The following is a 21,315-nucleotide window of genomic DNA, read 5'->3' as shown; positions in this document are numbered from 1 at the left end:
GATGCATCCTCAGCATCGACAGGCCCCCGGCCGGGCGTCGGTAGACTGCCGACGTGTCAGTGAACCCCGAGCTCGTCGGCAGGACGTTCCCGCCGGCCCAGCCCTACCTGGTCGGTCGCGAGAAGGTGCGCGAGTTCTCGCGCGCGGTGTTCGCGACCAACCCCGTCCACCACGAACCCGACGCGGCCCGCGCCGCCGGGTACGCCGACGTCGTCGCCCCGCCGACCTTCGCGGTCGTCGTGCAGGAAGCCACGCTCGCGCAGCTCCTGGCCGAGCCGGACGCCGGCATCGACTTCTCCCGTGTCGTCCACGGCGAGCAGTCCTTCACCTACGACCGGCCCATCGTGGCCGGTGACGAACTCACCGCGACCCTGACCGTCACGAGCGTCAAGACGCTCGGCGGCAACGCGATGGTCACGGCCCAGAGCACCATGAACGACGCCTCGGGGGAGCACGTCGTCACGGCGACGTCCACCCTCGTGGTCCGAGGAGACGACGCATGACCGCCGCACCCGCCACCGCGATCGAGGTCGGCACGGTCGTCGCCGAGCGCGAGGTGCACGTCACCCGCGACTCGCTCGTCCGCTACGCCGGCGCCTCCGGTGACTTCAACCCGATCCACTACCGCGACGACGTCGCCACCTCGGTCGGTCTGCCCGGCGTCCTCGCGCACGGCATGCTCACGATGGGCCTCGCCGTGCAGCCGGTCTCCGAGTGGCTCGGTGACAGCGGCTGGGTCGCGGGCTACGGCGTCCGCTTCACCCGCCCCGTCGTCGTGGACCCGGAGCAGGGCGCGACCATCGGCATCGTCGCGAAGGTCGGCACCGTCGACGACGACGGCCGACCGAAGCGCATCGACCTCACCGTGACCGCCGGCGGGCAGACCGTGCTCGGCAAGGCGCAGGTCACGGTGGCGTTCCGCTGACCGTGCACGAGCCGGTGCTCGCCGACCTCACGACGCTCGGCGTCGGTGGGACGGCCGCGCGGCTGCTCACGGCCACGACGACCGACGAGCTCGTCGCCCACACCCAGACCGCGTGGGACGACCACGAGTGGCTGGTCCTCGGCGGCGGCAGCAACGTGCTGGTCGCCGACTCCGGCTTCGACGGCACCGTCGTCCTGGTCCGCACGACGGGGGTGGATGCCGACACGGACGCCGACGGCGTCACCGTCCGCGTCGCGGCCGGTGAACCCTGGGACGCGTTCGTCGCCACCACCGTCGCGAACGGCTGGACCGGCCTGGAAGCCCTCAGCGGCATCCCGGGCACCGTCGGCGCCGCCCCCGTGCAGAACATCGGCGCCTACGGGGTCGAGCTCTCCGACGTCCTCACCCGGGTCGAGTTCCTCGATGCCGCCACGGGGGAGCGCACGTGGGTGCCCGCGGCCGAGCTGGCGCTCGGCTACCGCACGTCGACCCTCAAGCACGGGCGCCGCGGTGTCGTGCTGACGGTCGAGTTCCGGCTCGGCACGGCGGGGGAGCACGGCGTCCCGGTGCGGTACGCCCAGCTCGCCGGTTCGCTCGGGGTCGACCTCGGTGCTCTCGTGGAACCCGCGACGGTCCGCGACGAGGTCCTGCGCCTGCGCGCCTCGAAGGGCATGGTGCTCGACGCCGACGACCGGGACACCTGGAGCGCCGGGTCGTTCTTCACGAACCCGATCGTGTCCGCGGCCTTCGCCGAGACCCTCCCCGCCGACGCGCCACGATGGCCGGCCGGCGACGACGTCAAGCTCAGCGCCGCCTGGCTCATCGAGCACGCGGGGGTGCACCGTGGCTACGCCGTGCCGGGGTCGCGCGCGGCGATCTCATCGAAGCACACCCTGGCCCTGACCAACCGTGGCGGCGCGACGGCGGCCCAGGTGGCCGAGCTCGCACGGTACGTGCAGGTCACGGTCCTGAACCGCTTCGGGGTGTCGCTCGTGCCGGAGCCCGTCGTGGTGGGGGACCTGCTCGACTGAGCGCACGGGCACGGGCACGGGCACGGGCACGACCCGGCCACGGGCCTCCCGGAACGCAGAACGGGCCACCTCGACGAGGCGGCCCGTTCTGCGTTCGGGGGGACTACGCGAAGAACTCCGCCAAGCGGGCCACACCCTCGGCGATGTCGTCGTCGCCGAGCGCGTACGACAGGCGCAGGTAGCCGGACGGACCGAAGGCCTCGCCCGGGACGACCGCGACCTCGGCGTGCTCGAGGATCAGGTCGGCCAGCTCGAGGGTCGTCGTCGGGGTCGAGCCCGCCCACTCGCGACCGAGCAACGCGGTGACGTCTGGGTAGACGTAGAAGGCGCCCTGCGGGGTCGGCGTGACGAAGCCCGGGATCGCGTTGAGCCCGGCGACGATGGCCTGGCGACGGCGGTCGAAGGCCTCGCGCATGGCCGTCACCGGCTCCTGCGGCCCGGTGAGGGCGGCGATCGCGGCGCGCTGGGACACGTTCGACACGTTCGACGACAGGTGCGACTGCAGGTTCGACGCGGCCTTGACTGCGTCGGCGGGACCGATGAACCAGCCGACGCGCCAGCCGGTCATCGCGTAGGTCTTCGCGACGCCGTTGACCAGGATCGTGGTGTCGGCGAGGGCCGGCACGGCGTCGAGGATGCCGGTGAAGCGGAGTCCGTCGTACACGAGGTCCTGGTAGATCTCGTCGCTGATCACCCAGATGCCGTGCTCGAGTGCCCACTCGCCGATGGCCGTGGTCTGCTCGGCGGTGTAGACGGCGCCGGTCGGGTTCGACGGCGAGCAGAACAGCAGCGCCTTCGTCTTCGGGGTGCGCGCGGCCTCGAGCTGCTCGACGGTGACGAGGTAGCCCTGGTCGCTGCCGGCGAAGACCTCGACCGGCTCGCCACCGGCCAGACGGATGGCCTCGGGGTAGGTGGTCCAGTACGGGGCGGGGAGCAGGACCTCGTCACCGGCGTCGACGATCGTCTGGAACGCCTGGTAGACGGCCTGCTTGCCGCCGTTGGTGACGATCACCCGCGACGGGTCGACGGTGATGCCGGACTCGCGTGCGGTCTTCTCGGCGATGGCCTGCTTCAGCTCCGGCAGCCCGGTCGCCGGCGTGTACCGGTGGTTCTTCGGGTCCTGTGCGGCCTCGACCGCGGCGACGACCACGTGGTCGGGCGTGGCGAAGTCGGGCTCGCCGGCGGCGAAGGAGATGACGGGACGGCCCGCGGCCTTCAGGGCCTTGGCCTTCGCGTCGACCTTGAGCGTCGCGGACTCGGCGATCGCCGCGATGCGGGACGCGATGCGCGGCCGATCGGTCGGCGCGGCGGCGGGGGTTGCGGTGGACTCGGGGCCGGGGGCTGCGGTGCTCACGGGTGCCAGCCTATCGGCGCGGCACGCCGTGGAGGGGGCCAAGTGGACACCGTGTGACGGACTCCCGTACACTCGACCACCGGAACACGATCGGTGACGGACGTGCTCTGAAGGGCGGTGGCTCAATTGGTAGAGCAGCGGTCTCCAAAACCGCAGGTTGCAGGTTCGAGTCCTGTCCGCCCTGCAACTCTGGAAGGGTAGAAGTTGGCGAGCAAAGACATGGAGACGACGGCGGACGACGTCGTCGCCAAGGCGAAGCAGGACCGGGCCGAGCGCCGGGGTCCGATCGCTGCCATCGTGCTCTTCATCCGTCAGGTGATCGGCGAACTGCGCAAGGTCGTGACGCCGACCCGCAAGGAGCTCTTCAGCTACACGCTGGTCGTGCTCGTCTTCGTCGTCGTGATGATGATCCTGGTGTCGATCCTCGACTTCGTGTTCGGTCTCGGCGTCGGGTACGTCTTCGGCAACGGGCCCACGGCCTGACCCGGACGTCGACTGCCGAGTGCGGCAGTCCACTGGAGTACGGTCGCCCGAGACGGTGCCGATCGTGACCAGGACCGTCCGCCATCCCGACCCGCACCACCGAACGGAAAGAATCGACTGTGTCTGACTACTCCCGCGACGACATCGACCTAGCGACGGCTGCCGAGCAGTCCTCCGAGGTCGAGGAGAACCAGGAAGGCGACGTCGAGACCGGCGAGGAGCGCTCCGCCGAGTCCGCCGAGGAGCGCGCGATCTCCGTCGAGTCCGAGGACGACGAGTCCCTCGGCATCGACGAGGAGCTGACGGCACTGCAGGAGTCCAAGGACCCCGAGGCCGACGCCGTCGTCGAGGACGCCCTCGAGATCGACTCCACCGACGAGGCCGAGGCCGCGGTGGAGGCCGTCGAGGACGAGGAAGAGATCGAACTCGAGTCCGAGACCGCCGAAGAGGCGAACGAGACCCTCGCCGCCGACGAAGCGATCGACGCCGAGGACGACGACGCCGAAGAGGCCGAGGTCGACCCGTACGAGGCCTTCAAGGTCGAGCTGCGGATGAAGCCGGGCAAGTGGTACGTCATCCACTCCTACGCGGGCTTCGAGCGCCGCGTGAAGTCGAACATCGAGAACCGCATGGTGTCGATGTCGATGGAGGAGTCGATCTACCAGGTCGAGGTCCCGATGGAGGACGTCGTCGAGATCAAGAACGGGCAGCGCAAGCTGGTCACCCGCGTCCGGATCCCCTCGTACGTGCTCGTCCGCATGGACCTCAACGAGGACTCGTGGTCCGTCGTCCGGCACACCCCCGGTGTCACCGGCTTCGTCGGCAACGCCCACAACCCGACGCCGCTCCGTTTCGACGAGGCGTTCGGCATGCTCAAGTCCCTCGTGCAGGTCGCCGAGGCCGCCCCGACCAAGGGTGGCTCGAAGTCCGGCGGTTCCCTGCAGGCGCAGCCCGCGGCCGAGGTCGACTTCGAGGTCGGCGAGACGATCACCATCAAGGAAGGCTCGTTCGCGGGCCTGCCGGGTTCGATCTCCGAGATCAAGCCGGAGAGCGGCAAGCTCACCGTGCTCGTCTCGCTGTTCGAGCGCGAGACCCCGGTCGAGCTCAGCTTCGACCAGGTCACGAAGCTCTAGTCCAGGTCTCCCCGTTCGGGTAGACTCATCGAGTTTGGGCCCGCACGCCTCGTGCGTGTGGGCCTTCACCGCGGTCCGGAACGGCCGGACCAGCGGGAGAGTGCACGGATCCCCGTGCGTTCGATTCCAGGAGGAAGACAAGTCATGGCACCGAAGAAGAAGGTCACGGGCCTGATCAAGCTGCAGATCAACGCGGGAGCCGCCAACCCGGCCCCGCCGATCGGTCCGGCACTCGGTCAGCACGGCGTCAACATCATGGAGTTCTGCAAGGCGTACAACGCGGCGACCGAGTCGCAGCGTGGCAACGTCGTGCCGGTCGAGATCACCGTCTACGAGGACCGTTCGTTCACGTTCGTCCTCAAGACCCCGCCGGCCGCTGAGCTCATCAAGAAGGCTGCTGGTGTGCAGAAGGGGTCCGCGACCCCGCACACGGTCAAGGTCGCGAAGATCTCGATGGACCAGGTCCGTCAGATCGCCGAGACCAAGCAGGCCGACCTGAACGCCAACGACATCGAGCAGGCCGCGAAGATCATCGCCGGCACCGCACGCTCGATGGGCATCACGGTCGAGGCCTAAGCACCGATCGGGCTCCGGCCCACACCCAGACACCTTTCCGTGGGAGAGCCGCGCCGGCTCGTCAACCACGTATCTCGCAAGGAGACCACCATGGCGAAGAAGTCCAAGGCCTACGAAGCCGCGGCCGCGAAGATCGAGGCCGACAAGTTCTACACCCCGACCGAGGCAGTCGCCCTGGCCAAGGAGACCGGTTCTGCGAAGACCGACTCCACGGTCGAGGTCGCGCTGAAGCTCGGCGTCGACCCGCGCAAGGCGGACCAGATGGTCCGCGGCACGGTCATCCTGCCGCACGGCACGGGCAAGACCGCCCGCGTCATCGTGTTCGCGACGGGTGCAGCGGCCGAGGCCGCGATCGCAGCCGGCGCCGACGAGGTCGGTGGCGACGAGCTCATCGCGAAGGTCGCCGAGGGCTACACGTCCTTCGACTCCGCCGTCGCGACGCCCGAGCTCATGGGCAAGGTCGGTCGTCTCGGCAAGGTGCTCGGCCCGCGTGGCCTCATGCCGAACCCGAAGACCGGCACCGTGACCCCGAACGTGGCGCAGGCCGTCAACGACATCAAGGGCGGGAAGATCGAGTTCCGCGTCGACAAGCACGCCAACGTGCACTTCGTCGTCGGCAAGGCCTCGTTCACGCCGGAGCAGCTCGACGAGAACATCTCGACCGCGCTCGAGGAGATCAACCGCCTCAAGCCGAGCTCCTCGAAGGGCCGTTACGTCATGAAGGGCGCCGTCTCGACGACCTTCGGTCCCGGCATCCCGCTGGACGTCAACAGCATCTGATCTCCTGATCAGTCTCGAAGAGGCCCGCACCGGTTCCGGTGCGGGCCTCTTCGCATGTCCGGGCGCGCGTCCCGGTAGCGTGGTCCCGTGCGCACCCTCGTGAACTCGCTCCGGCTCATCGCCGTCATCGCCGTCGTGGTCGCGATCGTCGCCCAGTGGCTCGTCAGCTCCAAGACGGACGTCTACAACCCGTGGAACTTCTTCGGCTACTTCACGATCCAGTCGAACGTCATCATCGCCGTGGGCCTGGCGGTGACCCTCGTCGCCTCGGCCCGCCGCAAGCGTGGGGATCTGCGGGTGAGCCTGCTCCGGGGCGCCGGCACGGTCTACATCGCCACGACCGGGATCGTCTACAACACCCTGCTGACGAACGTCGACGTGTCGGCGAGCGTGCAGTGGTCGAACGACGTGCTGCACAAGGTCATCCCCGCGTACGCGGTCCTCGACTGGCTGCTGTTCTCCGACCGGTCGAAGCTGCTCCTCCGCCACGTCTGGTGGTTCCTGATCTACCCGGCGGTCTGGACGATCGTCATCCTGATCCGGGGCGCGACCGACGGCTGGGTGCCGTACCCGTTCCTCGACCCGACGCAGGGGTACGGCGTCGTGGCGATCTACTGCGTCGGCGTGGGCGTCTCGATCGGGTTGCTCGGCGTCCTGGTCGTGGGGATGAGCCGGCTGAGACTCGTCAAGGTCTGAGCTGACGGGCTACGAGCGGAAGTCGCGCAGCTTGTCGAGCACCAGGTCGGCGAGCTGCACGAGCCCGCGGATCTGGTCGTCGTCACGGTCGACCCAGCGGCACTCGGGCTCGTCGGCGACGGGGACGAAGCCGTCGTGGCGCTCCCAGACGAACAGGGTGCGATCGGCGCCGAGCACGTACTGCTGCCACCAGATCTGCCGCAGGTAGTGCCGGGGGATGCTCCGCCAGCCCTTCGCGGTGGTCTTGATCTCGGCGAGCACCACGCGTGAGCCCTGGACACCGACGCCGTCGGGGGTGGCGAGGTGCGCCCGGTTCGCAGCGGCGTGGAACAGGTGCGCCGAGGGCTGGATGCCGTGCGTGGCCGCGACCCAGGCGGCGATGTGGGGCTCGCGGTCCTTGCCGTGCTCGGTGAACGCGTTGCCGGAGAACCGTGAGCCGTAGCGCTTCTCGGTGACGACGGCCTCGACCGCGTGCAGCGAGGCGAGCCGAGCGACGTCGGTCGCGGTGATGCCCGCGGCGCGGGCGCGGAGCCAGGCGAAGCGGTCCGAGGAGTGCGCGACGATCCGCTCGGTGTGGCCGCGCAGGGCGGTGAACGCGTCGCGCCCCGGGACCGCAGCCGGCGTGGCGGAGGCAGACACTGCCTCTCCCCACGAGCTCGGCCCGCCCGCCGCTTCGCGACGCCCGGGTACCGGCTCGCGTGGGCCCAGGCCGGGGTCCAGGTCGCCCCACAGGGTGGGCTGCACGATCGTCACCCGACGATTCTCCCCCCGACCACCGGCAAGACCGAATCCGACGCGCTCACGAGGCGCAGCGCACCCGTCAGGAGACCAGCTCGCGCCCTTCGGCGTAGGCGACCAGCTCGTCGACGCCGGCGGGGGAGAGCGCGTAGCCGATCGCGAGCGCCGCTGCTCCCTGCAGCGCGGCGAGCGACCCCGCACGCGACTGGGCGATGACGAGGTGCTCGGTGGCGAGCGGCATCGACCGCGAGTAGACGACCTCGCGGACGCCGGCGAGCAGGTGCTCCCCGGCCTGCGTGATCGAGCCGCCCAGGACGATCACCGACGGGTTCATGAGCGAGACGCACGTGGCGAGCACCTCGCCGATGTCGCGGCCCGCCTGTCGGACGGCGTAGATCGCGTCGAGGTCGGAGCGGTTCACCAGGTCCAGCACGTCGGCGCCGGTGTGGGCGTCGTGCCCCTTCGCGCGCAGGGCACGGGCGATCGCCGGACCGGACGCCACCGCCTCGAGGCACCCGGTGTTGCCGCAGTGGCAGGGGACGTCGCCGGCGCGGGACACCCGCACGTGGCCGATGTCACCGGCGGTGCCCTGGGCGCCGCGTTGCAGTTCGCCGTCCGACACGATGCCGGACCCGATGCCGGTGGCGACCTTGACGAACAACAGGTGGTCGACGTCGGGCCAGCCGTGCTCCCGTTCGCCGAGGGCCGCGATGTTCACGTCGTTGTCGAGCAGGACGTGCGCCGCGATGTGCTGGCGGAGCCACGACGGCACGTCGAAGCCGTCCCACCCGGGCATGATCGGGGGGTTCGCCGGGCGCCCGGTCGAGAACTCGACCGGACCGGGCACGCCGATGCCGATGGCGATGACGTCCTGTCGGGCGCGGCCGACCTCGTCGAGCAGCTCGTCGATGGTGGCGACGAGCCACGAGAGGGTCTCCACCGGGCCGGCGGCGATGTCGATGCGTGCTTCGCGGGTGGCGAGCGGGGCGGCGACCAGGTCGGTGACGGCGACACGGCCGTGCGAGGCGCCGAGGTCGGCGGCGATCACGAGCCGGGCGCGGGGCTTCAGCGCCACCTGGGCCGGCGGCCGTCCTCCGGTGGAGACGGCGGTGTCGACGGGGCCGACGAGACCGACCTCGATGAGGGAGTCCAGGCGCACGCCGATGGTGGAGCGTGCGAGTCCTGTCAGTGCGGCGAGCTCGGCCCGGGTCCGCGGCACGCCGTCGCGGAGGATCTGGAAGAGCTCGCTCGTCCCGACCGGAGGCGACGCTGCCGTCCGAGTCAAGTCGACCATGGGGGGAGTGAAGCACACATCGAACGCGCCACGCAACGAAGTTCGTCGACCTTCCACGAACTTCTGCTTGACCGCCGACAGAAGTGGTCATAGTGTGACGCTCGGTCAGTGACGACCGCACCATCTCGACGAGGAGAACCCCTGGTGACCCAACCGATCTCGGTTCAGCTCTACACCGTCCGCGACGCCCTCTCGGCCGACCTGCCCGGCACGCTCCAGCGCATCGCCGACATCGGCTACACGAACGTCGAGGCCTTCGGCTTCGTCGACAACGCCGACGAACTCGCCGCCGCGCTGCGCGACGCCGGCCTGGCCGCCCCGAGCGGACACGCACGGCTGCTGGACGCCGGCGAGCAGGACCTCGAGCGGATCTTCCACGCGAGCGTCACCGTCGGACTCGGCACCCTCATCGACCCGCACATCGACGAGGCCCGCTGGACCACCCGCGAGGACGTCGAGGCCATCGCCCGCGAACTGAGCGCCCTCGCCCCCCGCGCGGCCGACCACGGCCTGGTGCTCGGCTACCACAACCACGCGTTCGAGTTCTCGAACCGCATCGACGGCGTCAGCGCCTACGAGGTCTTCGCCGACGCGCTGTCCGACGACGTCGTGCTCGAGCTCGACACCTACTGGGTCAAGGTCGGTGGTGACGACCCGGTGGCGATCATCGGCAAGTACGGCGACAAGATCGAGTTCCTGCACGTCAAGGACGGCGACGGCTCGCACGACGACGACAAGCAGGTCGCCGTGGGCAACGGCATCATGCCGGTCCGCGAGATCCTCGCCGCCGCACCCGACGCACTCCACGTCGTCGAGCTCGACGGCCACGAGGGCGACGTCTTCCAGGCGGTCGCCGACTCCTACACGTTCCTCGAGGGGGCCCGCGCATGACCGACACCACGGCGTCCACCGCCCTCGACAGCAGCACCCGGACCGGCCGCGTCGGCGTCGGCGTCATCGGCGCCGGGGTCATCTCCGACCAGTACCTGTCGAACCTCACCGTCTTCCCCGACGTCGAGGTCCGCTTCATCGCCGACATCGACCTGCCGCGCGCAGCCGCCCAGGCCGAGAAGTGGGGCGTCGCCGGGTCGGGCACCGTCGAGGAGCTCCTGGCCGACGACGACATCGAGATCGTCGTCAACCTCACGATCCCGGCCGCCCACGTCGAGGTCGCCCTGCAGGTCCTCGCCGCCGGCAAGCACGTGTGGGGCGAGAAGCCCTACGCCCTCGACCGCGAGAGCGCGACCGAACTCCGTGACGCCGCACGCGCCGCGGGCAAGACGGTCAGCGTCGCACCCGACACCTTCCTCGGTGCCGGCCTGCAGACCGCGCTCCGCACCATCCGCGACGGCCGCATCGGCAAGCCGCTCAACGGCCTGACGCTCTTCCAGAGCCCCGGCCCGGAGTCCTGGCACCCGAGCCCCGAGTTCCTCTTCGCGTACGGTGCGGGCCCGCTGTTCGACATCGGCCCGTACTACATCACCACCCTGGTGCAGACGTTCGGTCCGGTGAAGAAGGTCACGGCGACGGCGTCGAAGTCCCGCGCCACGCGCACGATCGGCTCCGGCCCGAAGGCGGGCACCGAGTTCTCCGTCGACGTCCCGACGAACCATTCCGCGCTGATCGAGTTCGAGGACGGCGGGAGCGCGCAGAGCGTCTTCTCGTTCGAGTCGGACCGCGGTCGCACGGGCGTCGTCGAGATCGCGGGCGAGACCGGCACCGTCGTGTTCCCGGACCCGAACAACTTCGACGGCGACACCGAGCTGTACGCGCTCGGCGCCGAGGAGCCCGAGACGATCCCCGCGGTCGGCTCCACCTACTCGCGCGGCACCGGCGTGGTCGACCTCGCCCGCTCGCTCCGCGCAGGCGACGAGAACCGGGTCCCCGGTGCCCTCGCCTTCCACGTCCTCGACGTGATGGTCTCCATCGCCGAGGCGGCAGAACGTGGCGAGGCGGTGCTCGTCGAGAGCACCGTGTCGCCCTCCCAGACCCTCCCAGAGGGTTGGGACCCCGCGGAGCAGACCCTGGCCTGACCGGCCCGGATCCGCCCCGCACACCACAGCAGCACCCGACGTTCCATCCCGCACCACCCCTGCACCATCCCTGCACCATCTCAACGACGAGAAAGTAGAGAGTCATGCGCACTGCCATCCGCGCACTGGCCATCACCGCGGCCGCCGCACTCACCGTGACCGGCCTCGCAGCCTGCTCCTCCGGATCGTCCGGTTCCTCCGGCGACTCCAAGACGCTCACCTACTGGGCGTCCAACCAGGGCACGTCGCTCCAGAACGACAAGGAGGTGCTGACCCCCGTCCTCAAGAAGTTCACGAAGGAGACCGGGATCAAGGTCGACCTCCAGGTCATCGGCTGGAACGACCTGCAGACGAAGATCCAGACCGCCGTCACCTCGGGCCAGGGCCCGGACGTCGTCAACATCGGCAACACCTGGGCCACCTCGCTCCAGGCGACCGGTGCGTTCCAGGAGTACGGCGACTCCGAGATGAAGGCGATCGGCGGTGCCGACAAGTTCGGCAAGGTCGCGCTCTCCACCGGTGGCGCCCCCGGCAAGACCGTCACGAGCGTCCCGCTCTACGGCCTCGCGTACGGCCTGTACTACAACAAGTCCATGTTCAAGGACGCCGGCCTCGAGGCACCGACCACGTGGGAAGACCTCACGGCGGACGCCAAGAAGCTCACGACCGGCGGCAAGTACGGCTTCACCATCGCCGGTGGTTCGTACACCGAGAACTCGCACTTCGCGTTCATCACCTCGGCGCAGAACGGTGGCGAGTGGTTCGACAAGGACGGCAAGCCGACCTTCACCGACAAGGCGAACGTCGACGGCATCAAGCGCTACCTCGACCTGATGCAGTCCGACAAGGTGGTCAACACCTCGAACGCGCAGTACGACAACGGCACGCAGGCCGTCTCGGACTTCGCGAACGGCAAGGCCGCGATGATGCTGACGCAGAACAACGCGAACGCGACGATCACCTCGCAGGGCATGACGACGGACGAGTTCGGCGTCGTGCCGTTCCCGACCACCGCTGACGGCGAGGACATCGCGTCGTTCCCGGCCGGCATCAACCTGTCGATCTTCAAGAACACGAAGAACAAGGACGGCGCGCTCAAGTTCGTCAAGTACATGACGAGCGCGGACACGCAGACCACGCTCGACAAGCCGTACTCGGCCCTCCCGGTGCTCGCCGCCGCGGCTGACTCGGTCACCGACGAGCAGACGAAGACGTTCCTCGACATCTACAACAACAAGGCCAAGCCCCTCCCGCTGGTCCCCGCCGAGGACCAGTTCGAATCCACCGTCGGCAAGGCGATGAACGACATGTTCGCCAAGATCGCCACCGGCGGCTCCGTGTCCGACAGCGACATCAAGACCGCGCTGCAGACCGCCCAGGACCAGGTGTCCCAGGCGAACGGCTGATCCACCCAGGAGGCCCGGGGCGCGTCCGCAAGGACGCCCCGGGCCTCCACCCCTCGCGTCCACAGCCGGACGCGCCGGGGCAGGTCGTCACCGGCCCCACAGCCCCAGAGCCGGCCATCCGCCGGCAGTGAGCGTCCCGTCTCACGCACGCCGTGCCTCCCGTCCGCTGCCACGGACCGGAGTGCGAAGCACCCGAACCCCCTCCTGCCGAAAGGCCCCCGCCCATGTCCACGACGGTCCTGCCCGATGCGGAGCGCATCGACCTGACGCACACGAAGGGCTCGACGCTGTCGGGCCGTCCGCCAGGTCGCAAGCGCAAGACCAACTGGCTGCCCTACGCGCTCGTCGCGCCGGCCATCCTGTTCGAGCTGCTCATCCACATCGTCCCGATGCTCACCGGCATCTGGATCTCGTTCATCCAGCTCACCAAGTACTTCATCGCCAACTGGGGCGCTGCACCCTTCGCGGGACTGCACAACTACTCGGTCGTCGTCGACTTCGACCAGGCGATCGGCAAGGGCGTCCTGCACTCCTTCCTGATCACCTGCGGCTTCACGGTGCTCGTCGTCGGCCTCTCCTGGACCTTCGGCATGGCCGCCGCGGTCGCGCTGCAGAAGCCGTTCAGGGGCCGCGGGCTGTTCCGCACCCTGTTCCTGGTGCCGTACGCGCTGCCGATGTACGCCGGCATCATCACCTGGAAGTTCATGTTCCAGCGTGACTCCGGCGCGGTGAACCACGTCCTGGTCGACCAGTTGCACCTGTTCAACGGCACCGGCCCGTTCTGGCTGATCGGCTCGAACGCCTTCGTCTCCGTCGTCGTCGTGGCGATCTGGAAGACCTGGCCCTTCGCCTTCCTGATGCTGATGGCCGGCCTGCAGTCCGTGCCGAACGACGTGTACGAGGCCGCCTCGGTCGACGGCGCCAAGCCGTTCCGGCAGTGGCGCTCGATCACGCTGCCGATGGTCCGCCCGGTCAACGTGACGCTCGTGCTCGTGATGTTCCTCTGGACCTTCAACGACTTCAACACGCCGTTCGTGCTGTTCGGCTCGACCGCGCAGCCCCCGGCCGCGGACCTGCTGAGCTTCCACATCTACAACGCGTCCTTCATCACCTGGAACTTCGGCTCCGGTGCCGCGATGAGCGTCCTGCTCCTCATCTTCCTGCTCATCGTCACCGGCATCTACCTCGCCGTGACCAACCGGAGGTCCGTCCGTGCGTGAGACATTCGGCGCCAAGTCCTTCAAGGTCGTGACCCTGGTCATCCTGACCCTGTTCACGGTCGTGCCCCTTTACGTGATGATCACCACGGCCATCAAGCCGCTCGGTGACGTGCAGAACGACTTCACGTGGATCCCGACGAACATCACCATCCAACCGTTCATCGACATGTGGTCGACGGTGCCGCTCGGCAAGTACTTCGTGAACTCGCTCGTGGTCTGCACGGTCGCCACGGTGTTCTCGCTGATCATCGCGACGTTCGCCGCCTACGGTGTCTCGCGTTGGAACTTCAAGGGCAAGAGCACCTTCACCACCGCGGTGCTCTCCACCCAGATGTTCCCCGGCGTGCTGTTCCTGCTCCCGCTGTTCCTCATCTTCACGAACCTCGGGAACTCGCTCGGCATCCAGCTCGTCGGCAGCTGGACCGGCCTGATCATCACGTACCTGACCTTCACGCTCCCGTTCTCGATCTGGATGCTCGCCGGCTACTTCGAGACCATCCCGCGTGAGCTCGACGAGGCCGCGATGGTCGACGGTTCCGGCCCGATGGGTGCCCTGTTCCGGGTCATCCTGCCCTCGGCCCGCCCGGGGCTGGTCGCGGTCGGCATCTACTCGTTCATGACGGCCTGGGGCGAGGTGCTCTTCGCCTCGGTCATGACCAACGGCGACGGGCAGACCCTGGCGGTCGGTCTGCAGCAGTACTCGACGCAGACGAACGTGTACTGGAACCAGATCATGGCCGCGTCCCTGGTCGTGTCCATCCCCGTGGTGATCGCGTTCCTCATCGTGCAGCGCCAGTTCGTGGCCGGCTTGACCGCCGGTGCGGTGAAGTAGGCAGCTGGCTCCAGCTCCAGCTCCAGCTCCAGCTCCAGCTCCAGCTCCAGCTCCGCGAAAGCGACAGATTCCCGGCGAACATCGCCGGGAATCTGTCGCTTTCGCGTTCCGGTCAGTGCCGCCCGGGCAGGATGGGGCGCATGAGTGGAGCGCGCGGGCGGCAACTGCTGCCAGGACAGACCAGCCGGGTGCACGTGTACGACCTCGAGTCACGGACGAGCCGCCTCGTCTTCGAGTCGTCGTCCCTCCTCGTCGAGGCGCCGAACGTCCTGCACGACGGCACGATCCTGCTGAACGGCGACGGCGACCTCTGGCTCCTCGAGCACGGCGGGCAGGTGCTCGACGAGACCGCGCTCGTGCCGGTGCCGATGCCGGGCGTCCCCGAGATCAACAACGACCACGTGCTCGATCCCTCGGGCAACTCGGTCGTGGTGAGCGGCCGCGACGGGGACCTGTACCGGGTGCCCGTGCCGGCCGGCGGAGCGGCGGCGACCCTCACCGACGTCACCACTGCGCTGCCGGTCGTCCGGAAGTTCTACCTGCACGGCATCGCCCCGGACGGGGAAATCCTCGCGGCGATCGTCGGGGAGCGCACCGAGGCGGGCGTCTGGACCACCGACGTCGCACTCGTCGACCCCGCCACCGGCGAACCGACGTTCCTGACCCGCGACGAGCACCCGGACGACGGCGTCTCGTTCGCGGGCGAGATGCTCGTGTGGAACTCGGAGCGGTTCACGCCGGGCACCGCGCAGCTCGTCGCGCTCTGGCCAGGGGCGACCGACCCGGTCCGGATCACGAACGACGACCGGGTGAACTGGTTCCCGCACGTCTCGCCGGACGGGGAGCACCTGCTCTACCTGTCGTACGAGCCGGGGGTGCAGGGCCACCCGGCCGACCACCGCGTGGAACTGCGGCGGCTGCCCGGAGTGCTCGTCCGCGGCGCCCGGATCATGCCGGTGCCGGAGACCCTCGTCGTGCTCGACGGCGGCCAGGGCACGGTCAACGTGCCGCCGTGGTCCCCGGACTCGCGGTGGTTCGCCTACTGCGACTACCCCGTGGGTCGAGACTCGGTCTGAGCGACAGTCCTCGGGCTCGTGGCCACGAGGACTGTCGCCCACCGCGAGACTCGGGTCACCTCAGACCTCGCGCACCTGCCCCTGCTTGAGGTGCAGGCGACGCTCGGCCCGCTTCGCCACCCACGAGTCGTGCGTGACGATGACGACCGTCAGCCCGCGTTCCTTCCACTGCTTCTCGATGAGCCCCATGATCTCGTCGCGGGTGCCCTCGTCGAGCGCGCCGGTCGGTTCGTCTGCCAGCAGGACGCTCGGGTTCTTCACCAGGGCGCGGGCGATCGCCACGCGCTGCTGCTGCCCGCCGGAGAGCTCGGCCGGCAGGTGCTCCATCCGCTCGCCGAGACCGACCTCGCGGAGCGTGGCCGTGGCCCGCTCGCGGATCTCCGAGCGTGCCCGGTTCGCGAGCGACCCCGCGAACGCCGTCTCGACGTTCTCGAGCGCGGTCAGCGTCGGGATGAGGTTGAAGCTCTGGAACACGAAGCCGATCTCGGTCGCCCGCAGGTCGGTCAGCGCACGGTCGCCGAGCTTCGCCACGTCGCGGTCGCCGCCGAGGTGGATCGAGCCGGCCGTCGGCCGGTCGAGCGCCCCGAGCATCTGCAGCAGCGTCGACTTGCCACCGCCGGTCGGCCCCTGGATCGCCACGAGCTGTCCCTGCGGGATCGTCAGGTCCACGTTCGTCAGCGCGGTGACGGTTCGGTTCTTCTGCTTGTACGTCTTGCTGACGTTGGTCAGTCGGTACATCGGACTGGAGGCGCGGCTCGCCTCCGCCTGGCCCGGTGCGGTGTCGGTGCTGGTCACGGTCACTCCTTCTGGTCGCGTGCTCGGGGTCGGTGCGGGTCCGGCGGTCGGCACCGCGCCGGTGGCGGGGCCGGGCATCAGGCCACGCTCCGCAGAGCCTCGGCCGGGCGGAGCTTGCTCGCGCGCCAGCCGCCGAGTGCGCCGGCGATGAGGCCACCGAGGATCGCGAGGCCGATCGCCAGCAGGATCACCTCGACGGTCACCGGGGCGTGCAGGACCACGTCGGTCGTCGACGCGGTGCTCGCACCGCCGCCGAAGCCGCCGGCCGGGGCACCGCCCGTCGTGCCGCTGCCCGCGGCCGCGGTCGCCGCGCCACCGGGCATGCCGCCGCCACCCGCGCCGCCGCCACCGGTCGTGCTCGACGCGCTCGCCGAGATGGTCGGGCTGATGACGTTCACCACGAGGATGCCGATCAGGCCGGCTGCGGCGCCGAGGACACCGCCGATGAGGCCCTGCACGAGGGACTCGCCGGCGACCTGGCGGGTGATGCGGCCGTTCGACCAGCCGATGGCCTTGAGGGTGCCGAACTCGCGGGTTCGCCTCGTGACGCCGGAGATCGTGAAGAGGATCGCGATGAGGAACGCCGCCGCCAGCACGACGATCGACAGCCAGGTGCCGAGGTTCGAGACGAGGCTCGACGCCGTGCTCAGCGAACCGGAGACGCTCGACGCCAGGTCGGACTCGGTGGAGACCGTGGCGGTGGTGAGCTTCTGCTGCAGGGCGGTCTTGATCGCGCTGACGTCCGACGAGGACTCGGCGGACACGTAGATCGAGGTGACCTTGCCGTCGAGGTCTGCCAGTGCCTGCGCGGTGTCGAGGGGGATGTAGGTGTTCGAGCCGGTCGTCGACGACGAGCCCGTCGAGGTGACGATGCCGATGACCTCGAAGTCGGTGCCGCCGATGTCGACGGTGTCGCCGACCGCCTTCGACTCGCTCTTCGCGTAGGACGCGTCCAGCACGACGACGTCCTTGCCCGCGTCCTTCGCGGTGAACGTGCGGCCCTTGGTGAGCTCGGTGCTGGTCAGGGGGCCGACGGCGTCGCCGGAGACCGGGATGCCGGTCACGGTGAACGAGTCGACGTTGAACGAGCCGCCGCCGAAGCCGCCGCCCTGGCCGGAGTCGCCGCTCGGCGGGCCCTGCTGGGTGGAGCTGTCCGTGCTGCTGCTGTCGGAGCTGCTGCTGTCCGTGCTGCTGCCGTCGGTCGACTGCTGGACCTGCCCCGAGAACGTGCTGTTCTCGAGGGTCAGGACACCGGTCGCCGCCTTGACGCCGTCGGTGCCCGTCACGGTCGTGAGGTTCGTGGCGCTGAGCGTGCTCGTGCCGCGGGCGACGGCGAGCCGTGACTGCGACAGGTCGGTCGAACCGCTGCTGTCGCTGTCGTCACCGCTCTGGCTGCCGAAGTCGAAGCTCGGCCGACCGGAGCCCGACGCGCTCGGGGTCGTCGTCTTCGTGACGGTGATGTCGGTGCCGACGCCGTACACGGACTGCAGGACGCTGGACTGGGCCGCCTTCACGCCGCCCGCGATCGAGGACACGATGACCACGAGGGCGATGGCCAACGCCATGCCGATCGCGATGATGACGGTCTGCTTCTTGCGGTTCGTGAGTTCGCGCCTGAGGTAGGTCAGGAACATGGTTCTCCTCGGTGGTGGCCGGCTGGGGTCACCGGCCGCGCAGAGCGCACGGCGGGGCCGACGGAGGAGAACGTAGGCAGCCGGTCAGTGGCCGCCCCATCGGCAGCCTATGAGCTGTCTAAGGGGCCCTCAGCTCGCGTCGCCGTACTCCCGACGCAGGTGCTCCGCGTAGCCACCGGGCGTCCGGCCGGCGAACCGACCGCTCGTCACCACGGGCAGGTCGACCGTCGCGTCGACGCGGAACCCCATCGCGTGCGCCCGCTCGACGAGCCGGACGTCTTCGTGCTCGGGGACGGGGTCGAACCCGCCGAGCGCCAGGTACACCGATGCCAGCACGCCGAGGTTCGCGCCGTGCACGTGCCCGAGCGCGGCACCGGGTGGGTGCGCCTGCGTCCACCGGGCGAGCACGACCGGGTCCAGGTCGTCCGGGTCGGGGACGACGGCGCCGACGAGCACGTGCGCCCCGGAGCGGAGGGCGTCGGCCTGCTGGACGAGCCAGCCCTCCGGCACCCGCGAGTCCGCATCGGTGTGGGCGAGCCAGCGGGACGCCGGGTCGGCGGGGTGCTGCCGGAGCGCGTGCGTGGCCCCGATGGTGCGCGCCCGACCGACGCCGACGTGGGCGGTCGCGACGACGTCGACGGGGTAGCGTTCGACGACCGTCGCCGTGTCGTCGGTGCAGCCGTCGAGCACGACGGTCACCGAGACCGCCACATCGGGGTGCTCCTCGGCGAGTCGGGCGCGGGCGGCGAGCAGGGCGTCGAGGCAGGCGGCGATGCGGTCCTCCTCGTCGTGGGCGGGCAGCACGACGTCGATCCGCGTGACGCCGGAGGGCGCGGTCACCGGACGAGTCCCTCGGCCCGTGCGACCGACACGACGCCGGGGCCGGGCAGGACGCTCAGCACGAAGTCCGGTTCGACGTGGCGGACGAGCGCCGGTCGTGGCCACCGTTCCGCGAGCCGGGCGTCGACCGCGTCACCGCTCGACACCGCCTCGTCGTCGGGGTGGCGCCAGTGGCAGGCGACCAGCACGCCGTCGTCGTCGAGCGACGCCAGCACCCGGTCGATCGTCTCGTCGAGGTCGGCGGGGGACAGGTAGTAACCCACCTCGGACATCACGACGAGGTCCCACCGACCCGTCGGCCACTCGGCGGGCAGCGAGGCCTGCACGAACCGGGCCCCCGGCGCACGGACGGCAGCCCGGGCCAACGGTGCGGCCGAGATGTCGGTGCCGAGCACGGCGTCGGCCCGTTCGGTGAGCGCTGCCGTGAGGACGCCCGTGGCGCAGCCGAGCTCGAGCGCGGACCGGTACCGCTCGCGGGGGAGCGCGGCGAGCGTCACCGCCCGCTTGCGGCGTTCGTACCAGGAGCGCTCGAAGTCCCAGCCCTCCGGCTTCCGCTCGTAGTGCGCGTCGAACGACTCCCGCGAGCGCGACGCCGTCGGCTCGGGCGCGAAGAACCACTCGGTCGACCGCAGGTGGTGCGCGGCGTGCCGGTCGTCGACGATCGCCTCGTCCCCGGCGGCACCGGACAGCGGGCGGACCTGCGAGGCGTAGGCGTCGAGGGCGGCGCGCTTCCGTTCCCGGACGGCGTCGGCCAACGGCAGGCCCCGGGCTCGGTCCCACGGCTGTGCGGACGCGGACGGGTCGTCCCAGTGCCACGCCCAGATCGGGTACGTCAGCAGCGACACCTCGGTGGCATCGGCGGTCACCGCTTCGGCGACCTCACCAGCGATGCGGTGGTCCCGGTGACCGTCCCCGCGCCACGGCGCCACCACGAGCGTCGGCCGCGCGGCGTCGTCGAGCGCTCGCCGCAGGGCGTCGGTGACCTCGTCCCGGTGCTCCCGCGTCCCGCCGTCGGGGATCCCGACCGACGACGCCGTCGCCCCGGGGTGCAGCGTGGCGAGGGCCCGGGTGAACTCGTCGTCGCGCACGGTGGCCAGCTCCGACGCCGTCGTGGTGGGGGAGTCCGGGTGCGAGCGCTCGCCGCGGGTGAGGAGCACGACGTGGGTGGGGAGTCCCGCGTCGGCTGCGGTCGCGATGAGCCCGCCGGCACCGAGGGTCTCGTCGTCGGGGTGCGGCGCGAGGACCACCACGGAGCCGATGCCGTCCAGGTCGACGGGTGTGGCCGACAGTGTGTCGAGGAACGGCGTCCACACCGCGGGGTCGGTGCCCGGCTCGCGGTGGTCGAAGCTCACCACGCGACACCGCCGCGCTCCGTCACGATGCGGCCGATCCGGGCGAGGTCACGGGCCCCGTGGTCCTGCAGCACGTAGAGCTCGAGGTCGGCGACCCGCGCCGCGACCGCGGGGTCCGAGGTCAGGGGAGCCGGGCCGACGGTGGCGACGACCCGCTCGCGCACGGCGTCCACCGCTCGGCGCACCCGGGAGCGCACCGTCTGGGCGAGCAGCGGCCAGTCGGTGTCGGGAGCATCGGCGGCCTCGGACCGGTCGATCCGGGCGGCGGCGTCGGCGAGGGCGTCCTCGGCGTCCGCGAGGTCGAGCACGGTCGCACCGAGCGCGGCCTGCAGCAGTTCGGACTCCGGGTGCGCCGCGGCCAGCGCGCGCAGGATCCGGCCGAGGCCCACCGCACCGCCCCACCAGCACGCGGCGACGCCGATGCCGCCCCACGCGAAGCCCGGTCGCCGCAGGTACCAGCCGGGTGCGCCGACGAGCCGTGCCGTGGCGCCGTCGAAGTCCACCGGGCCGCTCGGCACGTCGGGCATGCCCCGGGCGACCCAGGCCTCGTCGTGCGCGGTGACGCCGTCCTGTCGCAGGTCCACCGCGACGAGGACACGGTCGTCGCCGGCGTGCGCGGTCACCAGCGCGTGCGACAGCGTCGACGCGAGGGAGCACCACGGCTTCGTGCCGGTCAGGAGCGCCGTGCCGTCGTCCTGCAGTGCGGCCTCGAGGCGGAGTCCCGGGCCCTCGGCGGCGAAGACGCCCCAGGTCGAGTCGGCGGGGACCGGCACGTCGGCCTGCTGCAGGATGCCGAGCGCGTCGAGGTGCGGTTCGACGGTGCGGGCGGTCGCGACGTCGCCCGCGGCGACGGCGGCGAGTGTGGCGAGGAAGCCGCCGGCGGTCCCCGCGGACAGGAGCGGGGTGGTGGCGGCGAGTGTGCGCGCGGCCGTCAGACGGTCTGCCGGACTCGAGCCGGGCCTCCCGGCCGTCTCCTCGATCCCCGCGGTGTCGACGTGCCTGGCGGACGGTGGCCAAGCGGAGGATCGCAGCATCCCCCCAACCTACGAAGGAGCGGCCGAGTGCACTCGGAGCGATCCACAGAGCGCGGAGGGGCAGCCCACAGACAGCTCATAGG

At 70.4% G+C, this 21,315-nt stretch carries 22 protein-coding genes and 1 tRNA gene; 15 read left to right on the top strand and 8 right to left on the bottom strand.

Annotated elements, in window-relative coordinates; translation table 11 throughout:
- The first annotated feature begins 53 nt into the window (after positions 1-53).
- From EDF42_RS11110 to EDF42_RS11100, 3 genes are read left to right on the top strand one after another with little or no spacing between them, the layout of a single operon-like run.
- Complete coding sequence (locus EDF42_RS11110) at positions 54-503, top strand: MaoC family dehydratase N-terminal domain-containing protein (protein ID WP_123292106.1); 450 nt, start codon at positions 54-56, stop codon at positions 501-503.
- A complete protein-coding gene (locus tag EDF42_RS11105; RefSeq protein WP_123338854.1) occupies positions 500-925 on the top strand; it encodes a MaoC/PaaZ C-terminal domain-containing protein in 426 nt (141 codons plus the stop codon). Before EDF42_RS11110 ends, EDF42_RS11105 begins: the two co-directional genes overlap by 4 nt.
- A 2-nt stretch (positions 926-927) precedes the next feature.
- Positions 928-1,956, top strand: a complete 1,029-nt coding sequence (locus EDF42_RS11100; RefSeq protein ID WP_123672359.1) for a UDP-N-acetylmuramate dehydrogenase — start codon at positions 928-930, stop codon at positions 1,954-1,956.
- A 103-nt stretch (positions 1,957-2,059) separates the two neighbouring features.
- On the opposite strand, the gene EDF42_RS11095 is transcribed toward EDF42_RS11100, so the two are convergent.
- A complete protein-coding gene (locus tag EDF42_RS11095; protein WP_123339057.1) occupies positions 2,060-3,241 on the bottom strand; it encodes a pyridoxal phosphate-dependent aminotransferase in 1,182 nt (393 codons plus the stop codon).
- Between the two features lie 180 nt (positions 3,242-3,421).
- On the opposite strand from EDF42_RS11095, the gene EDF42_RS11090 reads away from it, so the two are divergent.
- The 6 genes from EDF42_RS11090 (at position 3,422) to EDF42_RS11065 (ending at position 6,978) form a co-directional block, all read left to right on the top strand.
- Positions 3,422-3,494, top strand: a tRNA-Trp gene (locus EDF42_RS11090).
- A gap of 35 nt (positions 3,495-3,529) precedes the next feature.
- Positions 3,530-3,793, top strand: coding sequence for a preprotein translocase subunit SecE (gene secE / locus EDF42_RS11085; RefSeq protein WP_228504884.1), 264 nt, complete (start codon positions 3,530-3,532; stop codon positions 3,791-3,793).
- Between the two features lie 119 nt (positions 3,794-3,912).
- Positions 3,913-4,926 carry a transcription termination/antitermination protein NusG gene (gene nusG, locus EDF42_RS11080; RefSeq protein ID WP_123672358.1) on the top strand — a complete coding sequence of 338 codons (1,014 nt, stop codon included), beginning with the start codon at positions 3,913-3,915 and terminating at the stop codon, positions 4,924-4,926.
- A gap of 144 nt (positions 4,927-5,070) precedes the next feature.
- Positions 5,071-5,502 carry a 50S ribosomal protein L11 gene (gene rplK / locus EDF42_RS11075; RefSeq protein WP_022906459.1) on the top strand — a complete coding sequence of 144 codons (432 nt, stop codon included), beginning with the start codon at positions 5,071-5,073 and terminating at the stop codon, positions 5,500-5,502.
- Between the two features lie 90 nt (positions 5,503-5,592).
- The gene (gene rplA, locus EDF42_RS11070) at positions 5,593-6,282 is read left to right on the top strand and encodes a 50S ribosomal protein L1 (RefSeq protein ID WP_123292110.1); all 690 of its coding nucleotides are present in this window, start codon (positions 5,593-5,595) and stop codon (positions 6,280-6,282) included.
- An 87-nt stretch (positions 6,283-6,369) separates the two neighbouring features.
- On the top strand, positions 6,370-6,978 hold the full coding sequence (locus tag EDF42_RS11065; protein ID WP_123672357.1) for a Pr6Pr family membrane protein: 609 nt from the start codon (positions 6,370-6,372) through the stop codon (positions 6,976-6,978).
- A 9-nt stretch (positions 6,979-6,987) separates the two neighbouring features.
- On the opposite strand, the gene EDF42_RS11060 is transcribed toward EDF42_RS11065, so the two are convergent.
- The gene (locus EDF42_RS11060; RefSeq protein WP_395865466.1) at positions 6,988-7,617 is read right to left on the bottom strand and encodes a YqaJ viral recombinase family protein; all 630 of its coding nucleotides are present in this window, start codon (positions 7,615-7,617) and stop codon (positions 6,988-6,990) included.
- 181 nt (positions 7,618-7,798) lie between these two features.
- Positions 7,799-9,010 carry an ROK family protein gene (locus tag EDF42_RS11055; RefSeq protein ID WP_185002799.1) on the bottom strand — a complete coding sequence of 404 codons (1,212 nt, stop codon included), beginning with the start codon at positions 9,008-9,010 and terminating at the stop codon, positions 7,799-7,801.
- Between the two features lie 144 nt (positions 9,011-9,154).
- Here EDF42_RS11055 and EDF42_RS11050 point away from each other — a divergent pair, with 144 nt between their 5' ends.
- The 6 genes from EDF42_RS11050 (at position 9,155) to EDF42_RS11025 (ending at position 15,577) form a co-directional block, all read left to right on the top strand.
- Entirely contained in the window at positions 9,155-9,901 is a 747-nt protein-coding gene (locus EDF42_RS11050) for a sugar phosphate isomerase/epimerase (protein WP_123672356.1), read from the top strand.
- Positions 9,898-11,043, top strand: coding sequence for a Gfo/Idh/MocA family protein (locus EDF42_RS11045; RefSeq protein ID WP_123338860.1), 1,146 nt, complete (start codon positions 9,898-9,900; stop codon positions 11,041-11,043). The genes EDF42_RS11050 and EDF42_RS11045 overlap by 4 nt, the downstream gene beginning before the upstream one ends.
- 104 nt (positions 11,044-11,147) lie before the next feature.
- A complete protein-coding gene (locus EDF42_RS11040; protein WP_123338861.1) occupies positions 11,148-12,449 on the top strand; it encodes an ABC transporter substrate-binding protein in 1,302 nt (433 codons plus the stop codon).
- 224 nt (positions 12,450-12,673) lie between these two features.
- Complete coding sequence (locus tag EDF42_RS11035; RefSeq protein ID WP_111084254.1) at positions 12,674-13,669, top strand: carbohydrate ABC transporter permease; 996 nt, start codon at positions 12,674-12,676, stop codon at positions 13,667-13,669.
- Positions 13,662-14,501 carry a carbohydrate ABC transporter permease gene (locus EDF42_RS11030; protein WP_111084253.1) on the top strand — a complete coding sequence of 280 codons (840 nt, stop codon included), beginning with the start codon at positions 13,662-13,664 and terminating at the stop codon, positions 14,499-14,501. The genes EDF42_RS11035 and EDF42_RS11030 overlap by 8 nt, the downstream gene beginning before the upstream one ends.
- Positions 14,502-14,641: 140 nt before the next feature.
- Positions 14,642-15,577 (top strand): hypothetical protein, encoded by a 936-nt coding sequence (locus EDF42_RS11025; RefSeq protein WP_148067755.1) that lies wholly within the window; start codon positions 14,642-14,644, stop codon positions 15,575-15,577.
- Between the two features lie 60 nt (positions 15,578-15,637).
- On the opposite strand, the gene EDF42_RS11020 is transcribed toward EDF42_RS11025, so the two are convergent.
- The 5 genes from EDF42_RS11020 to EDF42_RS11000 form a co-directional block, all read right to left on the bottom strand.
- Positions 15,638-16,315 (bottom strand): ABC transporter ATP-binding protein, encoded by a 678-nt coding sequence (locus EDF42_RS11020; RefSeq protein ID WP_123672490.1) that lies wholly within the window; start codon positions 16,313-16,315, stop codon positions 15,638-15,640.
- A gap of 134 nt (positions 16,316-16,449) precedes the next feature.
- A complete protein-coding gene (locus tag EDF42_RS11015; RefSeq protein WP_123672354.1) occupies positions 16,450-18,006 on the bottom strand; it encodes an ABC transporter permease in 1,557 nt (518 codons plus the stop codon).
- Between the two features lie 129 nt (positions 18,007-18,135).
- Complete coding sequence (locus EDF42_RS11010; protein ID WP_185040908.1) at positions 18,136-18,846, bottom strand: glycosyltransferase; 711 nt, start codon at positions 18,844-18,846, stop codon at positions 18,136-18,138.
- Positions 18,843-20,198 carry a bifunctional PIG-L family deacetylase/class I SAM-dependent methyltransferase gene (locus EDF42_RS11005; RefSeq protein WP_260235388.1) on the bottom strand — a complete coding sequence of 452 codons (1,356 nt, stop codon included), beginning with the start codon at positions 20,196-20,198 and terminating at the stop codon, positions 18,843-18,845. The genes EDF42_RS11010 and EDF42_RS11005 overlap by 4 nt, the downstream gene beginning before the upstream one ends.
- Positions 20,195-21,232, bottom strand: a complete 1,038-nt coding sequence (locus EDF42_RS11000; protein WP_123672352.1) for an acyl-CoA/acyl-ACP dehydrogenase — start codon at positions 21,230-21,232, stop codon at positions 20,195-20,197. Before EDF42_RS11000 ends, EDF42_RS11005 begins: the two co-directional genes overlap by 4 nt.
- Between the last annotated feature and the right edge of the window lie 83 nt (positions 21,233-21,315).

This window comes from Curtobacterium sp. PhB172 (assembly GCF_003752545.1).
Lineage (GTDB): Bacteria > Actinomycetota > Actinomycetes > Actinomycetales > Microbacteriaceae > Curtobacterium.
This window is presented reverse-complemented; position numbering and strand designations above follow the sequence as displayed.